Annotated in this window: 12 protein-coding genes, 8 tRNA genes and 4 rRNA genes (1 of these 24 cut by a window edge); all 24 read left to right on the top strand. The window is 43.9% G+C overall.

Annotation, left to right across the window (positions count from 1 at the left end):
- Positions 1–33, top strand: a tRNA-Thr gene (locus tag J1899_RS00500) (it extends 43 nt beyond the left edge of the window).
- 7 nt (positions 34–40) lie between these two features.
- Positions 41–116: transfer RNA gene (locus J1899_RS00505), tRNA-Lys, on the top strand.
- Between the two features lie 9 nt (positions 117–125).
- Positions 126–210, top strand: a tRNA-Leu gene (locus tag J1899_RS00510).
- A gap of 10 nt (positions 211–220) precedes the next feature.
- Positions 221–295, top strand: a tRNA-Gly gene (locus tag J1899_RS00515).
- 7 nt (positions 296–302) lie between these two features.
- Positions 303–391: transfer RNA gene (locus J1899_RS00520), tRNA-Leu, on the top strand.
- Positions 392–407: 16 nt separating this feature from the next.
- Positions 408–484, top strand: a tRNA-Arg gene (locus tag J1899_RS00525).
- A 7-nt stretch (positions 485–491) separates the two neighbouring features.
- Positions 492–568: transfer RNA gene (locus tag J1899_RS00530), tRNA-Pro, on the top strand.
- Between the two features lie 19 nt (positions 569–587).
- Positions 588–663: transfer RNA gene (locus tag J1899_RS00535), tRNA-Ala, on the top strand.
- Positions 664–844: 181 nt separating this feature from the next.
- Positions 845–2,394, top strand: a 16S ribosomal RNA gene (locus J1899_RS00540).
- A 191-nt stretch (positions 2,395–2,585) separates the two neighbouring features.
- Positions 2,586–5,519: ribosomal RNA gene (locus J1899_RS00545) — 23S ribosomal RNA — on the top strand.
- A 72-nt stretch (positions 5,520–5,591) separates the two neighbouring features.
- A 5S ribosomal RNA gene (gene rrf, locus J1899_RS00550) occupies positions 5,592–5,708 on the top strand.
- Between the two features lie 309 nt (positions 5,709–6,017).
- A 5S ribosomal RNA gene (gene rrf, locus J1899_RS00555) occupies positions 6,018–6,132 on the top strand.
- The 16S, 23S and 5S rRNA genes sit together here with 8 tRNA genes alongside, the layout of an rRNA operon.
- Positions 6,133–6,497: 365 nt before the next feature.
- Positions 6,498–6,959: a CtsR family transcriptional regulator gene (locus J1899_RS00560; protein WP_066441654.1), complete on the top strand. Its 462-nt coding sequence runs from the start codon at positions 6,498–6,500 to the stop codon at positions 6,957–6,959.
- A gap of 22 nt (positions 6,960–6,981) precedes the next feature.
- Positions 6,982–7,530 (top strand): protein-arginine kinase activator protein McsA, encoded by a 549-nt coding sequence (mcsA, locus tag J1899_RS00565; RefSeq protein ID WP_214476879.1) that lies wholly within the window; start codon positions 6,982–6,984, stop codon positions 7,528–7,530.
- A gap of 1 nt (position 7,531) precedes the next feature.
- Positions 7,532–8,599 carry a protein-arginine kinase McsB gene (mcsB, locus tag J1899_RS00570; RefSeq protein ID WP_080849060.1) on the top strand — a complete coding sequence of 356 codons (1,068 nt, stop codon included), beginning with the start codon at positions 7,532–7,534 and terminating at the stop codon, positions 8,597–8,599.
- Positions 8,600–8,615: 16 nt separating this feature from the next.
- On the top strand, positions 8,616–11,069 hold the full coding sequence (clpC, locus tag J1899_RS00575) for an ATP-dependent protease ATP-binding subunit ClpC (protein WP_214476881.1): 2,454 nt from the start codon (positions 8,616–8,618) through the stop codon (positions 11,067–11,069).
- Positions 11,070–11,325: 256 nt separating this feature from the next.
- A complete protein-coding gene (gene radA / locus J1899_RS00580) occupies positions 11,326–12,705 on the top strand; it encodes a DNA repair protein RadA (RefSeq protein WP_214476882.1) in 1,380 nt (459 codons plus the stop codon).
- Between the two features lie 2 nt (positions 12,706–12,707).
- Positions 12,708–13,781 (top strand): DNA integrity scanning diadenylate cyclase DisA, encoded by a 1,074-nt coding sequence (gene disA / locus J1899_RS00585; protein ID WP_214476885.1) that lies wholly within the window; start codon positions 12,708–12,710, stop codon positions 13,779–13,781.
- Positions 13,782–14,001: 220 nt separating this feature from the next.
- Positions 14,002–15,078, top strand: a complete 1,077-nt coding sequence (locus J1899_RS00590) for a PIN/TRAM domain-containing protein (RefSeq protein WP_066441638.1) — start codon at positions 14,002–14,004, stop codon at positions 15,076–15,078.
- A 243-nt stretch (positions 15,079–15,321) separates the two neighbouring features.
- Entirely contained in the window at positions 15,322–16,023 is a 702-nt protein-coding gene (ispD, locus tag J1899_RS00595; RefSeq protein WP_066441637.1) for a 2-C-methyl-D-erythritol 4-phosphate cytidylyltransferase, read from the top strand.
- 153 nt (positions 16,024–16,176) lie between these two features.
- The gene (gene ispF / locus J1899_RS00600) at positions 16,177–16,659 is read left to right on the top strand and encodes a 2-C-methyl-D-erythritol 2,4-cyclodiphosphate synthase (protein WP_066441636.1); all 483 of its coding nucleotides are present in this window, start codon (positions 16,177–16,179) and stop codon (positions 16,657–16,659) included.
- Positions 16,660–16,720: 61 nt separating this feature from the next.
- Positions 16,721–18,178, top strand: coding sequence for a glutamate--tRNA ligase (gene gltX / locus J1899_RS00605; protein WP_066441634.1), 1,458 nt, complete (start codon positions 16,721–16,723; stop codon positions 18,176–18,178).
- 495 nt (positions 18,179–18,673) lie between these two features.
- On the top strand, positions 18,674–19,321 hold the full coding sequence (gene cysE, locus J1899_RS00610; RefSeq protein ID WP_066441632.1) for a serine O-acetyltransferase: 648 nt from the start codon (positions 18,674–18,676) through the stop codon (positions 19,319–19,321).
- On the top strand, positions 19,321–20,724 hold the full coding sequence (gene cysS / locus J1899_RS00615) for a cysteine--tRNA ligase (protein WP_214476887.1): 1,404 nt from the start codon (positions 19,321–19,323) through the stop codon (positions 20,722–20,724). Before cysE ends, cysS begins: the two co-directional genes overlap by 1 nt.
- Positions 20,725–20,726: the final 2 nt, after the last annotated feature.

Here is a 20,726-nt window from a genome sequence, read left to right on the forward strand (position 1 = left end):
AGGTTGGGGGTTCAAGTCCTCTCGCCGGCACCATTTGTACGAGCCATTAGCTCAGTCGGTAGAGCATCTGACTTTTAATCAGAGGGTCGAAGGTTCGAGTCCTTCATGGCTCACCATTTAAATATGCGGGTGTGGCGGAATTGGCAGACGCACCAGACTTAGGATCTGGCGCCGCAAGGCGTGGGGGTTCGACTCCCTTCACCCGCACCATTTATAAATTGCGGAAGTAGTTCAGTGGTAGAACACCACCTTGCCAAGGTGGGGGTCGCGGGTTCGAATCCCGTCTTCCGCTCCAAGTTTTTGCCGGGGTGGCGGAACTGGCAGACGCACAGGACTTAAAATCCTGCGGTAGGTGACTACCGTACCGGTTCGATTCCGGTCCTCGGCACCAGTAAACATTTTAATATGCGCCCGTAGCTCAATTGGATAGAGCGTCTGACTACGGATCAGAAGGTTATGGGTTCGACTCCTTTCGGGCGCGCCATATATTTCGGGGAGTAGCTCAGCTTGGTAGAGCACTTGGTTTGGGACCAAGGGGTCGCAGGTTCGAATCCTGTCTTCCCGACCATTCATTTAAATACCCATATGGGGCCTTAGCTCAGCTGGGAGAGCGCCTGCCTTGCACGCAGGAGGTCAGCGGTTCGATCCCGCTAGGCTCCACCAAAACTTTTTTAAAAAAACATGTTGACTTATCAATATACAGATGATAAGATAACGAAGTCGCTTTTTTGAAAGGCGAACAAATTGCTCTTTGAAAACTGAACGAACAATAAAACGTCAACGTTTAAAAAAGATTCTTCGGAATCAACAATGTACATTATGTACACAAGAGCTAATCAACTCTTTCTTGGAGAGTTTGATCCTGGCTCAGGACGAACGCTGGCGGCGTGCCTAATACATGCAAGTCGAGCGGACAGATGGGAGCTTGCTCCCTGAAGTCAGCGGCGGACGGGTGAGTAACACGTGGGCAACCTGCCTGTAAGACTGGGATAACTTCGGGAAACCGGAGCTAATACCGGATAATGCTTTTGGACTCATGTCCTTAAGCTGAAAGATGGTTTCGGCTATCACTTACAGATGGGCCCGCGGCGCATTAGCTAGTTGGTGAGGTAACGGCTCACCAAGGCAACGATGCGTAGCCGACCTGAGAGGGTGATCGGCCACACTGGGACTGAGACACGGCCCAGACTCCTACGGGAGGCAGCAGTAGGGAATCTTCCGCAATGGACGAAAGTCTGACGGAGCAACGCCGCGTGAGTGATGAAGGTTTTCGGATCGTAAAACTCTGTTGTTAGGGAAGAACAAGTACCGGAGTAACTGCCGGTACCTTGACGGTACCTAACCAGAAAGCCACGGCTAACTACGTGCCAGCAGCCGCGGTAATACGTAGGTGGCAAGCGTTGTCCGGAATTATTGGGCGTAAAGCGCGCGCAGGCGGTCCTTTAAGTCTGATGTGAAAGCCCACGGCTCAACCGTGGAGGGTCATTGGAAACTGGGGGACTTGAGTGCAGAAGAGGAGAGTGGAATTCCACGTGTAGCGGTGAAATGCGTAGAGATGTGGAGGAACACCAGTGGCGAAGGCGACTCTCTGGTCTGTAACTGACGCTGAGGCGCGAAAGCGTGGGGAGCGAACAGGATTAGATACCCTGGTAGTCCACGCCGTAAACGATGAGTGCTAAGTGTTAGAGGGTTTCCGCCCTTTAGTGCTGCAGCAAACGCATTAAGCACTCCGCCTGGGGAGTACGGCCGCAAGGCTGAAACTCAAAGGAATTGACGGGGGCCCGCACAAGCGGTGGAGCATGTGGTTTAATTCGAAGCAACGCGAAGAACCTTACCAGGTCTTGACATCCTCTGACACTCCTAGAGATAGGACGTTCCCCTTCGGGGGACAGAGTGACAGGTGGTGCATGGTTGTCGTCAGCTCGTGTCGTGAGATGTTGGGTTAAGTCCCGCAACGAGCGCAACCCTTGATCTTAGTTGCCAGCATTCAGTTGGGCACTCTAAGGTGACTGCCGGTGACAAACCGGAGGAAGGTGGGGATGACGTCAAATCATCATGCCCCTTATGACCTGGGCTACACACGTGCTACAATGGATGGTACAAAGGGCTGCAAGACCGCGAGGTTTAGCCAATCCCATAAAACCATTCTCAGTTCGGATTGCAGGCTGCAACTCGCCTGCATGAAGCCGGAATCGCTAGTAATCGCGGATCAGCATGCCGCGGTGAATACGTTCCCGGGCCTTGTACACACCGCCCGTCACACCACGAGAGTTTGTAACACCCGAAGTCGGTGGGGTAACCTTTTGGAGCCAGCCGCCTAAGGTGGGACAGATGATTGGGGTGAAGTCGTAACAAGGTAGCCGTATCGGAAGGTGCGGCTGGATCACCTCCTTTCTAAGGATGAAATGAAGTTTATCTTCATTAAAAGACGTCTTTATTTGTTCGTTCAGTTTTGAGAGAGCAATCTCTCGTTATAACTTGTTCCTTGAAAACTAGATAATGCAATAGAAGAAGATTACCAAGTAATCGCCATCTTAGTTTTTTCTCTCTTATTTATTTTAAGTAAGAGCATAACCATAAACACTGGTTAAGTTAGAAAGGGCGCACGGTGAATGCCTTGGCACTAGGAGCCGATGAAGGACGGTACTAACACCGATATGCTTCGGGGAGCTGTAAGTAAGCTTTGATCCGGAGATTTCCGAATGGGGGAACCCATCATCCGTAATGGGATGATATCTTTACCTGAATACATAGGGTATTGAAGGCAGACCCGGGGAACTGAAACATCTAAGTACCCGGAGGAAGAGAAAGCAAACGCGATTCCCTGAGTAGCGGCGAGCGAAACGGGATTAGCCCAAACCAAGAGGCTTGCCTCTTGGGGTTGTAGGACACTCTACACGGAGTTACAAAGGAGCGAGGTAAGTGAACAGGTCTGGAAAGGCCGGCCAGAGAAGGTAAAAGCCCTGTAGTTGAAACTTCGTTCCCTCCAGAGTGGATCCTGAGTACGGCGGGACACGAGAAATCCCGTCGGAAGCAGGGAGGACCATCTCCCAAGGCTAAATACTCCCTAGTGACCGATAGTGAACCAGTACCGTGAGGGAAAGGTGAAAAGCACCCCGGAAGGGGAGTGAAATAGTTCCTGAAACCGTGTGCCTACAAGTAGTCAGAGCCCATTTACGGGTGATGGCGTGCCTTTTGTAGAATGAACCGGCGAGTTACGATTACATGCAAGGTTAAGTTGATAAGACGGAGCCGCAGCGAAAGCGAGTCTGAATAGGGCGAATGAGTATGTGGTCGTAGACCCGAAACCAGGTGATCTACCCATGTCCAGGTTGAAGTTCAGGTAACACTGAATGGAGGACCGAACCCACGCACGTTGAAAAGTGCGGGGATGAGGTGTGGGTAGCGGAGAAATTCCAATCGAACTTGGAGATAGCTGGTTCTCTCCGAAATAGCTTTAGGGCTAGCCTCATGTAGTAAGAGTCTTGGAGGTAGAGCACTGTTTGGACTAGGGGCCCTCATCGGGTTACCGAATTCAGACAAACTCCGAATGCCAAAGACTTATCCATGGGAGTCAGACTGCGAGTGATAAGATCCGTAGTCAAGAGGGAAACAGCCCAGACCACCAGCTAAGGTCCCAAAGTATACGTTAAGTGGAAAAGGATGTGGAGTTGCTTAGACAACCAGGATGTTGGCTTAGAAGCAGCCACCATTTAAAGAGTGCGTAATAGCTCACTGGTCGAGTGACTCCGCGCCGAAAATGTACCGGGGCTAAACGTATCACCGAAGCTGTGGATGGACACCATTAGGTGTCCGTGGTAGGAGAGCGTTCTAAGGGCGTTGAAGCTAGACCGTAAGGACTGGTGGAGCGCTTAGAAGTGAGAATGCCGGTATGAGTAGCGAAAGATGGGTGAGAATCCCATCCACCGAATGCCTAAGGTTTCCTGAGGAAGGCTCGTCCGCTCAGGGTTAGTCGGGACCTAAGCCGAGGCTGAAAAGCGTAGGCGATGGACAACAGGTTGATATTCCTGTACCACCAAAATCCGTTTGAGTGATGGGGGGACGCAGGAGGATAGGGTAAGCGCGCTGTTGGATTAGCGCGTCCAAGCAGTTAGGCTGCAAGTGAGGCAAATCCCGCTTGCATACGGCTGAGCTGTGACGGCGAGGGAAATATAGTACCGAAGTTCTTGATTCCACACTGCCAAGAAAAGCCTCTAGCGAGGATTAGGTGCCCGTACCGCAAACCGACACAGGTAGGCGAGGAGAGAATCCTAAGGTGAGCGAGAGAACTCTCGTTAAGGAACTCGGCAAAATGACCCCGTAACTTCGGGAGAAGGGGTGCTCATTAGGGTGTTAAAGCCTTGATGAGCCGCAGTGAATAGGCCCAGGCGACTGTTTAGCAAAAACACAGGTCTCTGCGAAGCCGCAAGGCGAAGTATAGGGGCTGACGCCTGCCCGGTGCTGGAAGGTTAAGAGGAGGGGTTAGCGCAAGCGAAGCTCTGAATCGAAGCCCCAGTAAACGGCGGCCGTAACTATAACGGTCCTAAGGTAGCGAAATTCCTTGTCGGGTAAGTTCCGACCCGCACGAAAGGCGTAACGATCTGGGCACTGTCTCAACGAGAGACTCGGTGAAATTATAGTACCTGTGAAGATGCAGGTTACCCGCGACAGGACGGAAAGACCCCGTGGAGCTTTACTGTAGCCTGATATTGAATTTTGGTACAGCTTGTACAGGATAGGTAGGAGCCTGAGAAACCGGAGCGCCAGCTTCGGTGGAGGCGTCGGTGGGATACTACCCTGGCTGTATTGAAATTCTAACCCGCGCCCCTGATCGGGGCGGGAGACAGTGTCAGGTGGGCAGTTTGACTGGGGCGGTCGCCTCCTAAAAAGTAACGGAGGCGCCCAAAGGTTCCCTCAGAATGGTTGGAAATCATTCGTAGAGTGTAAAGGCACAAGGGAGCTTGACTGCGAGACCTACAAGTCGAGCAGGGACGAAAGTCGGGCTTAGTGATCCGGTGGTTCCGCATGGAAGGGCCATCGCTCAACGGATAAAAGCTACCCCGGGGATAACAGGCTTATCTCCCCCAAGAGTCCACATCGACGGGGAGGTTTGGCACCTCGATGTCGGCTCATCGCATCCTGGGGCTGTAGTCGGTCCCAAGGGTTGGGCTGTTCGCCCATTAAAGCGGTACGCGAGCTGGGTTCAGAACGTCGTGAGACAGTTCGGTCCCTATCCGTCGTGGGCGCAGGAAATTTGAGAGGAGCTGTCCTTAGTACGAGAGGACCGGGATGGACGCACCGCTGGTGTACCAGTTGTTCTGCCAAGGGCATCGCTGGGTAGCTATGTGCGGAAGGGATAAGTGCTGAAAGCATCTAAGCATGAAGCCCCCCTCGAGATGAGATTTCCCATAGCGTCAAGCTAGTAAGAACCCTGAAAGATGATCAGGTTGATAGGTCAGAGGTGGAAGCGTGGCGACACGTGCAGCTGACTGATACTAATCGTTCGAGGACTTAACCACACAATGGCATTACTGTTTTCTTCTTCTAACATTATCTAGTTTTGAAGGAATAACCTTTCTTCAATTAAATAGTCCGGTGGCGATAGCGAGAAGGTCACACCCGTTCCCATCCCGAACACGGAAGTTAAGCTTCTCAGCGCCAATGGTAGTTAGGGGCTGTCCCCTTGTGAGAGTAGGACGCTGCCGGGCAACATGAAAAAGTACATCTGTATGGATGTGCTTTTTTTGTAGTTTAAATTCTAAATTGAAGACGACTGTTTAACTTCGAGAAACATTGGAGAGCCAGTGCATGTAGTGGCATTGGAGGAAGGACCTAAAATGCCGCAAGGTATAGTCTTAAAAATGTAAGTTTGCTCAACTTATCTTTTTACCAAACTGTGAGGGAAGCGAGAAGCGAACAGGTCGAGGAATCGATTGAGGAAAGGCCGGAGCGTACGTAGTTGGTACGTGAGGACCTTGATGAGTGAGATGACGAAGAGATGTGAAGGTTATCGATTTCCGAACGATGATAGCGAGAAGGTCACACCCGTCCCTCCCGAACACGGAAGTTAAGCTTCTCAGCGCCAATGGTAGTTAGGGGCTGTCCCCTTGTGAGAGTAGGACGCTGCCGGGCAACATGAAAAAGTACATCTGTATGGATGTGCTTTTTTTGTAGTTTTTAATTAAAATCTTTGTTTTTTAATTAATAAGTGCTGCTTAATTATAATAATTTATCTAACCTTAAGTCCAAAACCACGTAGAGCTGCCCCCTTTTCTGAAAAACAGCTCCTAATTCCCTTTGAATATTTAACACGGCAAAAATTACATTATTCCAATATTTTAACTTCAAAGAATAAAATCAAACTTTTCCTTCCTAATTCGAGGTTTGAAGAACAAAAATTTAGGGGAAAATGTTTAATGCTAGTTCGTTGCAACCTATTACATAGATCATGTATAATATAAGTCAAATATAGTCAAAGTCAGATAGGGGGTGGCCGGGTGAGAAATATATCGGACATCATTGAAAACTACCTGAAACAAGTTTTAGACTTGAGCGAGCAGGAGATTGTTGAGATTAAAAGAAGTGAGATTGCAGACAAGTTTCAATGCGTACCTTCTCAAATAAATTATGTTATCAATACTCGGTTTACAATCGAGAAAGGGTATATGGTGGAAAGTAAACGCGGAGGAGGAGGTTATATAAGGATCATGAAGGTGCAGTCTTATGATTACGCACATTTAATTGATCAGCTAATCTCCATAATCGATTCACGAATAGCCCAGAATAGTGCTGAAAATGTTATATACAGACTTGTTGAAGAAGAAATTGTCTCAAAAAGGGAAGCAAAAATCATGCTAAGTGTCATTGATCGATCGGTACTATATATAGACCTGCCCTATAGAGATGAACTTCGAGCACGTATGTTAAAAGCAATGCTTACAACCTTGAAATATAAATAAACAGCAGGTTGGAGGGGAACCAATGGTTTGTCAGGAATGCAATCAAAGACCAGCTACCTTGCACTTTACGAAAATAGTAAATGGCGAAAAAGCAGAATTTCAGCTATGTGAAAAATGTGCGGCAGAAAAAGGGGAGATGTTTATGTTCAATAATGGACAGAACTACTCCATTCATAATCTCTTGGCAGGACTTCTTAATGTACAGCCAGCTTATCAGGGCAGCAGCCAAAATGCCTTTCAGAATGAAAAGGTCATTCAATGCCCTAATTGCTCTATGACATATAAGCAATTTATTAAGATTGGCAGGTTTGGCTGTGCAGAATGCTATGAAACATTTAGTGAACAGCTTCCTCCTATTTTTAAAAGGCTTCATAGCGGAAACGAAACACATAATGGAAAAATCCCCGCCAGAATCGGAGGAAGTATCCATTTACGAAAGAATATCGAAGAACTCAAGCAGAAAATGAAAGAATACATTGCGAACGAGGAATTTGAAGAAGCAGCATTGACTAGAGATGAGATAAGAAAGTTAGAAAAAGAGCTGAATTCCGCTCATGAGGAGGGAGAATAACTTGTCGTTGGAGCGTTTTATTAACCAGGCGATTAGCTCCTGGATGAGTACGGAGGGACCGGATTCAGACATAGTCTTAAGTTCTCGAATTCGGCTTGCTCGAAATCTTAAGCAATATAGATTTCCCACATTGTTTGAAAAGGATGAGGCTGAAGCCGTTATTAATCAAGTCAAAAAACGTTTAGAACATCCTGGAGAAATAGAAGATAAACACTTGGAATTGCTGCTTATGGATGAACTGCAGCCGCTGCAGAAAAGGGTATTAATGGAGAAGCATTTAATTAGCCCGCACTTAGCGGAAAACTCTACACATGGTGCTTGTCTCCTATCAGAAAGTGAAGAGATTAGTATCATGATTAATGAAGAGGATCATATACGCATTCAATGTCTATACCCAGGTTTTCAGTTATTAGAAGCACTGCAGATGGCGAATACAATTGACAATTGGCTTGAGGAAGAAATTGATTATGCTTTTAATGAAAAGGTTGGTTTTCTAACCAGCTGTCCTACCAATGTAGGAACCGGTATTCGTGCTTCTGTTATGATGCACTTGCCTGGTCTTGTATTAACACAGCAGATCAATCGAATTATCCCTGCAATTAATCAACTTGGTTTAGTTGTTAGAGGAATTTATGGGGAAGGCAGCGAAGCATTAGGGAACATCTTTCAAGTTTCAAATCAGATGACGTTAGGTAAATCCGAAGAAGATATTGCCGAAGACTTGAAAAGTGTTGTCAGTCAATTAATTTCACAGGAAAGGTCAGCAAGGGAAGCATTAGCAAAGACTTCTAACATACAATTAGAAGACAGAGTTTTCCGTTCATATGGGACTCTCCTGAATTGCAGAATCATTGAAACAAAAGAGGCGGCACGCTGTTTGTCTGATGTTCGCCTTGGCATTGATATGGGATACATTGAAAATGTATCTGAAAATATTTTAAATGAGCTTATGATTTTGACTCAGCCGGGCTTTTTACAGCAATATGCTGGCGGACCTTTGAGACCACAGGAAAGAGATATCCGCAGAGCAACACTCATTCGGGAAAGATTACAAATGGAAAGCAAATAGTTGGGAGGATAATCATATGATGTTCGGACGATTTACTGAAAGAGCGCAAAAGGTACTTGCATTAGCACAAGAGGAAGCAATCCGCCTTGGACATAATAATATTGGAACAGAACATATCCTGCTCGGTTTGGTTCGAGAAGGAGAGGGAATTGCGGCAAAGGCATTATATGCTCTAGGACTAGGTTCTGAGAAAATTCAGACTGAGGTAGAGAGTTTAATTGGACGAGGACAGGAAGTCTCACAATCACCGCATTATACGCCAAGAGCAAAAAAAGTAATTGAATTATCAATGGATGAAGCAAGAAAGCTGGGACACTCCTATGTAGGGACAGAACATATTCTTCTTGGGTTAATTCGTGAAGGAGAAGGTGTTGCTGCACGTGTACTAAATAACCTGGGCGTCAGCTTAAATAAAGCGAGACAGCAAGTGCTTCAGCTTTTAGGAAGCAATGAATCTGGAGGCCATCAAGGCGGTGCATCAGCAAATGCCAATACACCAACTCTTGATGGATTAGCCAGAGATTTAACTGCGATTGCAAGAGAAGGAAGTCTTGACCCTGTTATTGGGCGCAGTAAAGAAATTCAGCGTGTCATTGAAGTACTTAGCCGTCGTACAAAAAACAATCCTGTTTTAATTGGTGAACCAGGGGTTGGTAAAACAGCCATTGCTGAAGGATTAGCACAGCAAATTATCAATAATGAAGTGCCAGAGACACTGCGCGATAAAAGAGTTATGACTCTAGATATGGGTACTGTTGTTGCTGGGACAAAATACCGCGGTGAATTTGAAGATAGATTGAAGAAAGTAATGGATGAAATTCGCCAGGCCGGCAACATCATCTTATTCATTGATGAACTTCACACCTTGATTGGTGCTGGTGGTGCAGAAGGTGCCATTGATGCTTCAAATATATTAAAACCATCCCTTGCGCGTGGTGAATTGCAATGTATTGGTGCTACAACGCTTGATGAATATCGCAAGTACATTGAAAAGGATGCAGCACTTGAACGCCGCTTCCAGCCGATTACAGTTGATGAGCCGACGTCCGATGAATCTGTTCAAATCTTGAAAGGATTAAGAGACCGTTATGAGGCGCATCACCGTGTAACCATTTCAGATCAGGCGATTGAAGCAGCGGTTAAATTTTCGGATCGTTATATTTCTGACCGTTTCTTACCAGATAAGGCAATTGATTTAATTGATGAAGCCGGTTCAAAGGTAAGATTGAGATCTTATACGACTCCTCCAAACTTGAAGGAGCTTGAAGTTAAGCTTGAAGATGTCCGCAAAGAAAAGGATGCAGCCGTACAAAGCCAAGAATTTGAAAAAGCAGCATCATTGCGTGATACAGAACAGCGCCTGCGCGAACAGCTGGAAGAAACCAAGAAAACTTGGAAAGAAAAGCAGGGCAAAGAAAATAGCGAAGTAACCGTTGAGGATATTGCACATGTTGTTGCTAGCTGGACAGGAATTCCAGTATCTAAGCTGGCAGAAACAGAAACGCAAAAATTGCTTAACTTAGAAGAAATTCTTCATTCCCGTGTCATTGGACAAGAGGAAGCTGTTAAAGCAATCTCTAAGGCTGTACGCCGTGCACGTGCTGGATTAAAAGATCCTAAACGTCCAATCGGATCATTTGTGTTCCTTGGACCAACAGGAGTAGGGAAAACAGAATTGGCTAGAGCGCTGGCAGAGGCTATGTTCGGTGATGAAGAGGCAATGATCCGCATTGATATGTCCGAGTATATGGAGAAACATTCGACTTCTCGTTTAGTTGGTTCTCCTCCAGGCTATGTTGGTTATGATGAGGGCGGCCAGCTGACAGAAAAAGTGCGCAGAAAGCCATACTCTGTTGTCCTGCTCGACGAAATTGAAAAAGCACACCCAGATGTATTTAATATTCTTCTGCAAGTATTAGAGGACGGAAGACTGACAGACTCAAAAGGCAGGACGGTTGATTTCCGTAATACAGTCTTAATCATGACTTCAAATGTTGGAGCAGAAGCTCTAAAACGCAACAAATATGTAGGTTTCAATGTTCAAGAAGGAGATCAGGATTACAAAGATATGAAAGGAAAAGTAATGGAGGAGCTGAAAAAAGCATTCCGTCCAGAATTCCTGAACCGTATTGATGAAATCATTGTTTTCCACGCACTAGAAAAGAAACATCTGCAGGAAATTGTTTCGCTCATGTCAGATTCATTGACTAAACGCCTGCATGAACAAGAAATTCAGCTGGATCTTACTGAAGCTGCTAAGGCGAAAATCGCGGAAGAAGGCTATGATCCAGAGTATGGAGCAAGACCATTGCGCCGTGCGATTCAAAAGCATATCGAAGATCGTCTTTCTGAAGAGCTTTTAAAAGGAACTGTATTTACAGGTCAGAATGTTGTCATTGATGTCGAAAATGGCGAGTTTACCGTTAAGACAGCTGAAGCAAGCGGGACAGCAAATTTAAATAAAGCATAAGTTTATTGAGGTACACGAACAAATTTTCGTGTGCCTTTTTTATAAGTAATATCCTTCTGAATGACTTCAGTAATAATGGGGCTGATTCTGATAGTCCTTCCTTCCCTGTCCCCCTGTTTTATCTTTTTATCACTTTAGTTCTCTTTCCATAGCCTGTCTGTTATAGTTATAAATCATCAATAAGTATTTAACTGGAATCAATGATAATTGTTATATTTGTGAAATATATATAGATGTATGGAAGAAGGGGAAAGTAATGGCAAAACGGAAAACGAAATTTATGTGTCAGGAATGCGGATATGAATCACCAAAATGGATGGGGAAATGCCCAGGCTGCGGTGAGTGGAATAAAATGGTGGAGGAAGTTGAAAAACCCGCTAATTCAAGAAGAGGAGCATTTGCTCACTCTCAGGGAATGGCAACAGCCTCGAAAGCTACTCCGATTACGACAATTGAAACGATATCAGAACCACGGGTACTGACAGAATCACAGGAATTAAATAGGGTACTTGGTGGCGGTGTTGTTAGGGGATCACTCGTTTTAATAGGAGGAGACCCAGGAATCGGGAAGTCGACTTTGCTCCTTCAAGTCTCTTCACAGCTTGCGAAAAAGAACCACTCGGTTTTATACATATCCGGGGAGGAATCGATGAGACAGACAAAGCTGCGGGCAGATCGCCTCAGTATTACGTCTGAGCAGCTGCTTGTTTACTCTGAAACAAGTCTTGAAGAAATCAGCAGAACCATTGAACAGACAAATCCTGCCTTTGTGATCGTTGATTCCATTCAAACGATTTACCATCCTGAGGTTACATCGGCACCTGGAAGCGTTTCACAAGTACGCGAGTGTACGGCGGAATTAATGAGAATCGCGAAAACAAAAGGGATTGCTATCTTTATTGTTGGCCATGTGACAAAAGAAGGCTCGATTGCTGGACCGCGTTTATTAGAGCATATGGTGGATACTGTTCTTTATTTTGAAGGGGAGCGCCATCACACATACCGGATTTTGCGTGCCGTGAAAAACCGATTCGGTTCTACAAACGAAATGGGCATTTTTGAAATGAAAGAAATGGGACTTGAAGAAGTGGCAAATCCGTCTGAGATTTTCCTTGAGGAGAGGTCTGAAGGTGCAGCAGGTTCCACGGTTGTTGCTTCAATGGAAGGAACTCGTCCGGTTTTAGTGGAAATTCAAGCGCTGATTTCACCGACTAGCTTTGGGAATCCAAGAAGAATGGCAACAGGCATTGACCATAATCGAGTTCCTTTATTAATGGCGGTTTTAGAAAAAAGAGTAGGTCTTCTTCTTCAGAATCAAGACGCATATTTAAAAGTAGCCGGCGGTGTAAAGCTCGATGAACCGGCCATTGACTTAGCCGTAGCAGTAAGCATCGCCTCAAGCTTCCGGGATAAACCGACCCGTGCAACCGACTGCGTCATTGGAGAGGTAGGGTTAACAGGTGAGGTCCGCCGCGTGTCCCGAATTGAACAGCGTGTTCAAGAAGCTGCAAAGCTTGGTTTTGAAAGAGTAATCCTTCCCGCCAATAATATTGGAGGCTGGCAAGCTCCTGCAGGTGTTCAGCTAATAGGCGTTAACTCAGTTAGTGAGGCATTAAATGAAGCACTAGGGAGGTAAATATGGAAGCAAAAAAAACGGACGAAAAAAAGATCACCAAAGTCCTTCGGTTTATGGCGCCTGGAACACCAATCCGGGAAGGGATTGAAAATGTTCTGCGAGCCAATACGGGAGGGCTGATCGTCTTAGGCTCCAAAGAGCAGACAGAAGGAATTGTGGAAGGCGGTTTTCAGATTGATTGTCCGTTTACTCCCAGTTATTTATATGAGCTGGCCAAGATGGATGGGGCGATTATTTTAAACGAGGAAGGAAGTCGTATATTAGTAGCGAACGCTCAGCTTGCGCCAGACCGGGGCATCCCTTCGACCGAAACAGGGATGCGGCACCGTACGGCTGAGCGTGTTGCTAAGCAGACAGGTGCTCTGGTCATTGCAGTATCGCAGCGAAGAAACGTCATCACTCTTTATCAAAGCTCATTGCGTTATGCCCTCCGCGACATAGGCGTTATTTTAACAAAAGCCAATGTAGCTGTACAAACACTTGAGAAATATAAGGCTGTCCTTGAACAAAGAATAACAGATTTAAGTATGCTGGAATTTGAGGAAGCGGTTACTTACGCTGATCTTGTTAATGTACTGCACAGTGTATCCATGGTGTTCAGAATTAAAAATGAACTGCTGACATTCCTGTGTGAACTCGGCACAGAAGGCAGGTTAATTCGGCTGCAAATGGATGAGCTCTTGACTGAAATAGAAAAAGAGGCTGAGTTTATTATTAAGGATTATGCTTTTTCACCCAGTATGAATGCAAAAGAAGTTCTCGCTTCTCTTCAGCGCATTTCAAATGGGGAAAGAGCAGAGGATAGTGTTATATTAAAACTTCTTGGTTATCAGGGATACATTCATTTAGAAGAGATGAAGCAGCCAAGAGGATACAGAATGCTAAATAAAGTAGCAAGGATGCCATCCATTATTATCGCAAATCTAATAGAACAATTTAAGGAGCTGCCAAATATTATGGGTGCTACCATTGAAGAATTAGATGATGTTGATGGCATTGGCGAAGTAAGAGCAAAAAAAATTAAAGAGGGCTTGAAGCGTATTAAAACACAAGTTTTTTTAGATAGACATGTATAGAGACCATTGAACTATAAATTTGGTTATGCTAAAATGGTTGGTTATTATTTGACACCTTATGATGTGAGGTGCTAACCTAGTGGTATACCTTTTTAACTGGAAAAAGTTTAATGTGAATTAGTTTTGTAGAATAACATTTGTGTTACAAAAATAAAATTATCTGTAATAGAAGGTTTCGATTTGGAAAATTTGTTTATAATGAGTAAAAGGAGGTGAGGGAATGTTAAAACGTATTGTACAGGCATGCTTCCTTATTACTGGGGTCGCGCTTGGAATCTTTTTAATTCCTCAATTATTATCGTTTGTTGCATTAGACGGGGTTTCTTGGTTAAATAATCCATATATATCCGGTGTGTTAGGTGCCATTATATTTTATCTTATTACTTTTTGGGCGGTTGATTATGTTGTCAACTTTGTGCGCTGGACAGAGGAATCGCTCGTTAAGGTTCCCATTACTGATATTATTTTTGGAAGCGTTGGATTAGTATTTGGGCTTGTGATTGCGTTTCTTATTGGTTTTGCGCTCTCTGAGTTCCCTATTATAAATACAGTTGCACCGATTGTATTAACACTGCTATTTGGATATCTGGGCTTTCAGGTAGGGTTTAAGAAGCGGGATGAACTATTAACACTATTTACAAGTAAGAAAAAGAAAGCGGCTGAAGAGGAATCGGAAAAAACAGCCCCTAAAACGCTGAAAATTCTAGATACAAGTGTCATTATTGATGGCCGTATCGCGGATATCTGCCAAACAGGCTTTTTGGAAGGAACGATTGTGATTCCGCAATTTGTTCTCGAGGAGCTGCAGCATATCGCAGACTCATCTGACGTGCTTAAACGAAATAGAGGTCGCCGCGGTTTAGATATACTCAACCGTATTCAAAAGGAGCTTTCCATTAAGGTTGAAATTTATGAAGGTGACTTTGAAGAAATTCAAGAAGTAGACAGCAAGCTTGTTAAACTAGCTAAAATATCTAATGGTGTTGTCGTCACCAATGATTTTAATCTTAATAAAGTATGTGAATTGCAAAAGGTAGCTGTTCTTAACATAAATGATCTTGCAAACGCTGTAAAACCAGTTGTTCTTCCAGGGGAAGAAATGAAGGTGCAAGTCATTAAAGATGGAAAAGAGCAAAACCAAGGTATTGCTTATTTAGATGACGGAACGATGATTGTCGTTGAAGAAGGACGCAATTATATTGGAAAACATATTGATGTTCTGGTTACAAGTGTTCTCCAAACCTCTGCAGGTAGAATGATATTTGCGAAACCCAAACTATTAGAAAAAGCATTATAATATTAAAGTGACTGATAGAGCTGTTTGCTAACAGCTCTTTTCAAATTGTCGGGAATTAAAACGGCAGATTGCGTCAATTTTAGAGGAGTTACTTAAGAAATCCTATAAGTTTTAGGGGCATCATCAGATAAAACAGAGAATTATAAAGGATTGCTGTTTTGCTCTCTTTCTAGTGAATTGATTATCTGATAGAATGATGATGTTATAAAAGGTAGATACTGACCAAATGGATAGGAGATTACGATGGGTTATGAAGTGATCATTCCTGCGGCCGGGCAAGGTAAAAGAATGGAAGCGGGTAAGAACAAGCTGCTGCTCGAGCTTCGGGAAGTCCCTGTGCTTATACATACATTAAAGGTGTTTGAACAAGATCGAAATTGTAAAGCGGTACATCTTGCAATCCACCCAGATGATGAACAGGAAATGAAAAAGCTCTTGCGAAAATATGGGATTAAAAAAGTTGCATCTCTGATCTATGGCGGAAAAGAACGCCAGCATAGCGTGTATCATGTGGTGAAGGAACTAAATGGGGAAGGCATCGTTTTAGTGCATGATGCAGCAAGGCCATTTGTTGAAATAGACGCCATTAGCCGCTTGGTAGAGGCAGCAGAAGAAACAGGTGCCTCTATTTTAGCTGTGCCTATGAAGGATACCGTGAAAAAAGCAAATGAAGGCTTGGTTTCGGAAACGGTTGAACGGGCATCGCTATGGTCTGTCCAAACTCCTCAGGCATTCCGCCTGCCGATGCTGCTTGATGCACATGAACGAGCTGCAAGAGAAAGCTATGTTGGAACAGATGATGCAAGTCTGGTGGAACGAACAAATGGCAATATCAAAATTGTTGAAGGCAGTTATGACAATATCAAGCTGACGACACCGGAAGATCTTTACTTTGCTGAAGCTATTATGAATAAGAGAATGCAAGGTAAAAAGAAAGGCAAATAGGGAAACTGATGTCTGGTTTTCCGCTTAGCCCTCAAAGTAAGATCGTTTTCATTAGAGTCTTTCGCCATACGCCTGCAATAGGATAGAGGGAGACTTGCTGCTTTACAAAATATACACACCTTAAGGCATATTTCTAACAAGGAGTTGAATGAAATGTTTCGTATTGGACAAGGATTTGATGTACATCAGCTGACAGAAGGAAGACCTCTTATCATCGGCGGGATTGAGATACCATATGAAAAGGGATTATTAGGACATTCGGATGCCGATGTGCTATTGCATACAGTAGCCGATGCCTGTTTAGGTGCCATTGCAGCTGGGGACATTGGAAAACATTTTCCTGATACAGACCCTGAATTTAAGGATGCTGATTCTGCCAAGCTTCTGCAGCATGTGTGGGCGCTAGTTAAAGAAAGAGGCTATGAGCTTGTAAATGCGGATTGTACGATCATTGCCCAGATGCCAAAGATGGCTCCTCATATTGATAAAATGAGAGAAAGAATTGCGTCTTTGCTCGAGACAGAGCTTGAGAATATTAATGTAAAGGCAACTACTACTGAGAAGCTTGGTTTTCCCGGCAGAGGTGAAGGGATTGCTTCACAGGCGGTTGTGTTATTAAAAAAGCGAGATAGCTAATGGCTCATTAGCAGCTTAGAGAAAATACGAAAATGAAGTAAAAAAATAAGGAGGCACTATGATGTCAAATAATATTCGTGTCCGTTATGCACCAAGTCCAACAGGACATTTACATATTGGAAATGCACGTACAGCTCTATTTAATTATTTATTTGCACGCAGTCAAGGCGGGAAATTTATTATTCGCATTGAAGATACTGATAAGAAGCGTAATATCGAAGGCGGAGAAGAGAGTCAGCTTAAGTATTTAAATTGGCTTGGAATCGATTGGGATGAAAGTGTAGATAAAGAAGGCGAGTATGGTCCTTATCGTCAGTCTGAAAGAAATGACCTTTATCAAAAATATGCTCAAGAATTGCTGGAGAAGGGCCATGCTTATAAATGCTACTGCACAGAAGAAGAACTGGAAGCAGAACGCGAAGCACAGATGGCAAAAGGCGAAAATCCAATTTACTCTGGAAAGTGCCGCAATCTAACGGATGAACAAAGAGCAGCACTAGAAGCAGAAGGCAGAAAGCCGAGCATCCGATTCCTTGTTCCAAAAGGGGTTGTATACTCTTTTGATGACATGGTAAAAGGACAGGTATCGTTTGAATCAGACGGAATTGGTGATCATGTTATTGTGAAAAAGGATGGCACTCCAACATACAATTTTGCAGTAGCGGTTGATGATCATCTTATGGCCATCTCGCATGTTCTGCGCGGAGATGATCATATCTCAAACACACCAAAGCAGTTAATGATTTATGAAGCTTTAGGCTGGGAGCCTCCTGTTTTTGGTCATATGACTTTAATTGTTAATGAAAGCCGTAAAAAATTAAGCAAGCGGGATGAGTCCATCATTCAATTTATTGAGCAATATGAAGAGCTTGGCTATTTACCTGAAGCACTCTTTAACTTTATTGCACTGCTTGGGTGGTCGCCTGCTGGAGAAGAAGAAATCTACAGTAAAGAACAATTTATTGATTTATTTGACGCAAGTCGTCTATCTAAATCCCCAGCGCTGTTTGATAAACAAAAATTAACATGGCTGAACAATCAGTATATGAAAACGATTGATCTGGATCGACTTGTCAGCCTGTCTCTGCCGCATCTAGTGAAAACCGGAAAGGTAGAGGAACAGCTTTCCCCTGAGAAACAAGAGTGGGTTCGAAAACTTATTGCTTTGTACCAGGAAAAAATGAGCTTCGGTGCTGAAATCGTCGAAATGTCTGAACTGTTTTTTACCGAGGAAATGAATATAGAAGACGAAGCAAAAGAAGTGCTCTCAGGCGAACAGGTACCTGAAGTGTTAAATGCATTTTTAGGTGAAATTGAACAGCTTGAGCCATTTGCTGCTGATGGAATTAAGGCAGCCATGAAGGCTGTGCAAAAGCAGACAGGACAAAAAGGGAAAAACTTATTTATGCCGATACGTTCTGCAACAACAGGCCAGACACATGGTCCGGATCTGCCGCAGGCAATTGAGCTTTTAGGTAAAGAAAAAGTAAAAACCAGAATCATGAGCATTTTAGGTTAACATATTGGGGAAAATGTAATATAGTAAATATAATTAAAAACAATTTAAAGCGTGGAAGAGGAAAAGTAGGGAAATGAAGCTTTTTAGAGAGAACCATCACCGGCTGAAAGTGGTTCAGGCCTCTCATTTTTTGAAGTGCCCCTCTGAGCCCTGTATCGAACGATAAGATAACTCTTTAGAAAAGAGTGCTGTAGATATAGGCGGAACCTATCCGTTATTAGGCTAAAGTTGAGGCATGATCGTTCAATCGATTAGTCTAAACAGAGTGGAACCGCGGGTAAAACGTCTCTGTCATTTGACAGGGGCGTTTTTTATTTTGATCAAAGGCAAGGGAATGGTAGCGGGGGAGTTTTTCCATGTTTGTCTTTTACTCCTCAGCAGATGGCAGCAGTATTCAGCTTCCTGATTTACACGCGCAATATTTCAAGACTCACGGATAATATTTCCCGGAAAATACTATTCGAGAAAAGCAAATCGCCCAGAGGAGGGGTGTTTATGTTTAAGCGAATGAAAGAGGACATCGGAGTGGTGTTTGAACAAGATCCCGCTGCACGAAGCAGTTTGGAGGTCATCTTAACGTATTCTGGCTTGCACGCTGTGTGGGCACACAGACTTGCTCATAAGTTTTATAAAAAGCGGTTTTATTTCCTGGCAAGAATGATTTCACAGCTCAGCCGGTTCTTCACCGGAATTGAAATTCATCCTGGTGCAAAAATAGGAAGGAAATTCTTTATTGATCATGGGATGGGTGTTGTTATTGGAGAAACATGTGAAATTGGAGATAATGTAACAGTTTTCCAAGGAGTAACATTAGGCGGAACAGGTAAGGAAAAAGGCAAGCGGCATCCGACCATCTTGGATAATGCCCTTATTGCGACAGGAGCTAAAGTGCTGGGTTCGATTACGATAGGGGAAAATGCAAAAATCGGCGCCGGCTCAGTGGTGCTTCACGATGTCCCTCCTAATTCAACTGTTGTTGGGATTCCGGGACGAGTGAAGGTACAGGATGGTGTGAAGATCAAGGATTTAAATCACACTGATTTGCCGGATCCACTGTTTGATCGTATGAAAGAAATAGATGAGGAACTTCTAGCCTTGAAAAATGAGTTAGAGTTGTTAAAGAAAGAAAGGAGCAAAGTATAATGGCTATTCAGCTTTATAATACACTGACAAGAAAAAAAGAACCGTTTATTCCTTTAGAGGAAGGGAAAGTGAAAATGTATGTATGCGGACCGACGGTTTATAACTATATTCATATAGGGAACGCCCGTCCGCCAATTGTATTTGATACAGTAAGAAATTATTTAACATATAGAGGCTACGATGTACACTATGTTTCAAATTTCACAGATGTTGACGACAAGTTAATTCGTACAGCGAAAGAATTGGGTGAAGAAGTGCCGCAAATTGCGGAGCGTTTTATCGATGCGTATTTTGAAGATGTAACAGCTCTAGGGTGCAAACGAGCAGATGTTCACCCGCGTGTAACTGAAAGCATGGATATTATCATTGAGTTTATTCAAACGTTAATTGATAAGGGCTATGCATATGAGTCAGAAGGAGATGTATACTTCCATACACGAAAATTTGATGGGTATGGAAAGCTTTCACATCAGTCGATAGATGAACTTCGAGTTGGTGCTCGGATTGCAATTGGTGAAAAGAAGCAAGATGCACTGGATTTTGTTTTGTGGAAATCAGCCAAAGAAGGGGAAATCAAGTGGGATAGTCCTTGGGGGCAAGGACGTCCAGGCTGGCATATCGAGTGCTCGGCAATGGCGAAAAAATACCTGGGTGATACGATTGATATTCATGCTGGCGGCCAAGATCTTTCTTTCCCGCATCATGAGAATGAAATCGCACAATCGGAGGCTTTAACAGGAAAGACCTTCGCACGCTACTGGATGCATAATGGCTATATTAATATTGATAATGAAAAGATGTCGAAGTCATTAGGTAACTTTGTCCTTGTGCACGATATTATTAAGAAGCATGATCCGCAAGTATTAAGATTTTTTATGCTTTCTGTTCACTACCGAAATCCAATTAATTACAACGATGAACTTCTCGAAAACACAAGAGTTGGATTAGAGCGCATCCGTACTTCATATGAAAACTTAAAGCACCGCAAACAGGCAAGTGCGGAACTGACAGACCACAATGAAGAATGGCTGCAAAAGATCAGTCAGCATCATGAAGAATTCATTACTGCAATGGACGATGATTTTAATACTGCAAATGCTATATCTGTTCTATTTGAACTTTCTAAGCTTGCTAACTATTATCTAATGGAGAAAAATACTTCTGCAGCTGTAATTGAAGCATTTTTAAAGGAGTTTGAAGATTTATTCTCCGTTCTAGGGCTTTCACTTGAAAAGGAACAAGAAGAACTGCTTGATGAGGAAATTGAACAATTGCTGGAGCAGAGAATTCAAGCAAGAAAAGACCGCAACTTCCAGCTGGCAGACGATATTCGCGACAAGCTAAAGGAAATGAATATCATTCTTGAGGATACTGCTCAAGGAACCAGATGGAAGAGAGGCTGAAC

Origin of the sequence: Cytobacillus gottheilii, from assembly GCF_018582665.1 — a bacterium.
In the GTDB taxonomy this organism is placed as follows: domain Bacteria; phylum Bacillota; class Bacilli; order Bacillales; family Cytobacillaceae; genus Cytobacillus; species Cytobacillus gottheilii.

What these genes read in the sequence shown, in the direction of transcription:
- mcsA (WP_214476879.1), top strand. Translation starts at nt 6,982, where the DNA reads ATGGTTTGTCAGGAATGCAATCAAAGACCAGCTACCTTGCACTTTACG.
- clpC (WP_214476881.1), top strand. Translation starts at nt 8,616, where the DNA reads ATGATGTTCGGACGATTTACTGAAAGAGCGCAAAAGGTACTTGCATTA.
- radA (WP_214476882.1), top strand. Translation starts at nt 11,326, where the DNA reads ATGGCAAAACGGAAAACGAAATTTATGTGTCAGGAATGCGGATATGAA.
- disA (WP_214476885.1), top strand. Translation starts at nt 12,708, where the DNA reads ATGGAAGCAAAAAAAACGGACGAAAAAAAGATCACCAAAGTCCTTCGG.
- J1899_RS00590 (WP_066441638.1), top strand. Translation starts at nt 14,002, where the DNA reads ATGTTAAAACGTATTGTACAGGCATGCTTCCTTATTACTGGGGTCGCG.
- ispD (WP_066441637.1), top strand. Translation starts at nt 15,322, where the DNA reads ATGGGTTATGAAGTGATCATTCCTGCGGCCGGGCAAGGTAAAAGAATG.
- ispF (WP_066441636.1), top strand. Translation starts at nt 16,177, where the DNA reads ATGTTTCGTATTGGACAAGGATTTGATGTACATCAGCTGACAGAAGGA.
- gltX (WP_066441634.1), top strand. Translation starts at nt 16,721, where the DNA reads ATGTCAAATAATATTCGTGTCCGTTATGCACCAAGTCCAACAGGACAT.
- cysE (WP_066441632.1), top strand. Translation starts at nt 18,674, where the DNA reads ATGTTTAAGCGAATGAAAGAGGACATCGGAGTGGTGTTTGAACAAGAT.
- cysS (WP_214476887.1), top strand. Translation starts at nt 19,321, where the DNA reads ATGGCTATTCAGCTTTATAATACACTGACAAGAAAAAAAGAACCGTTT.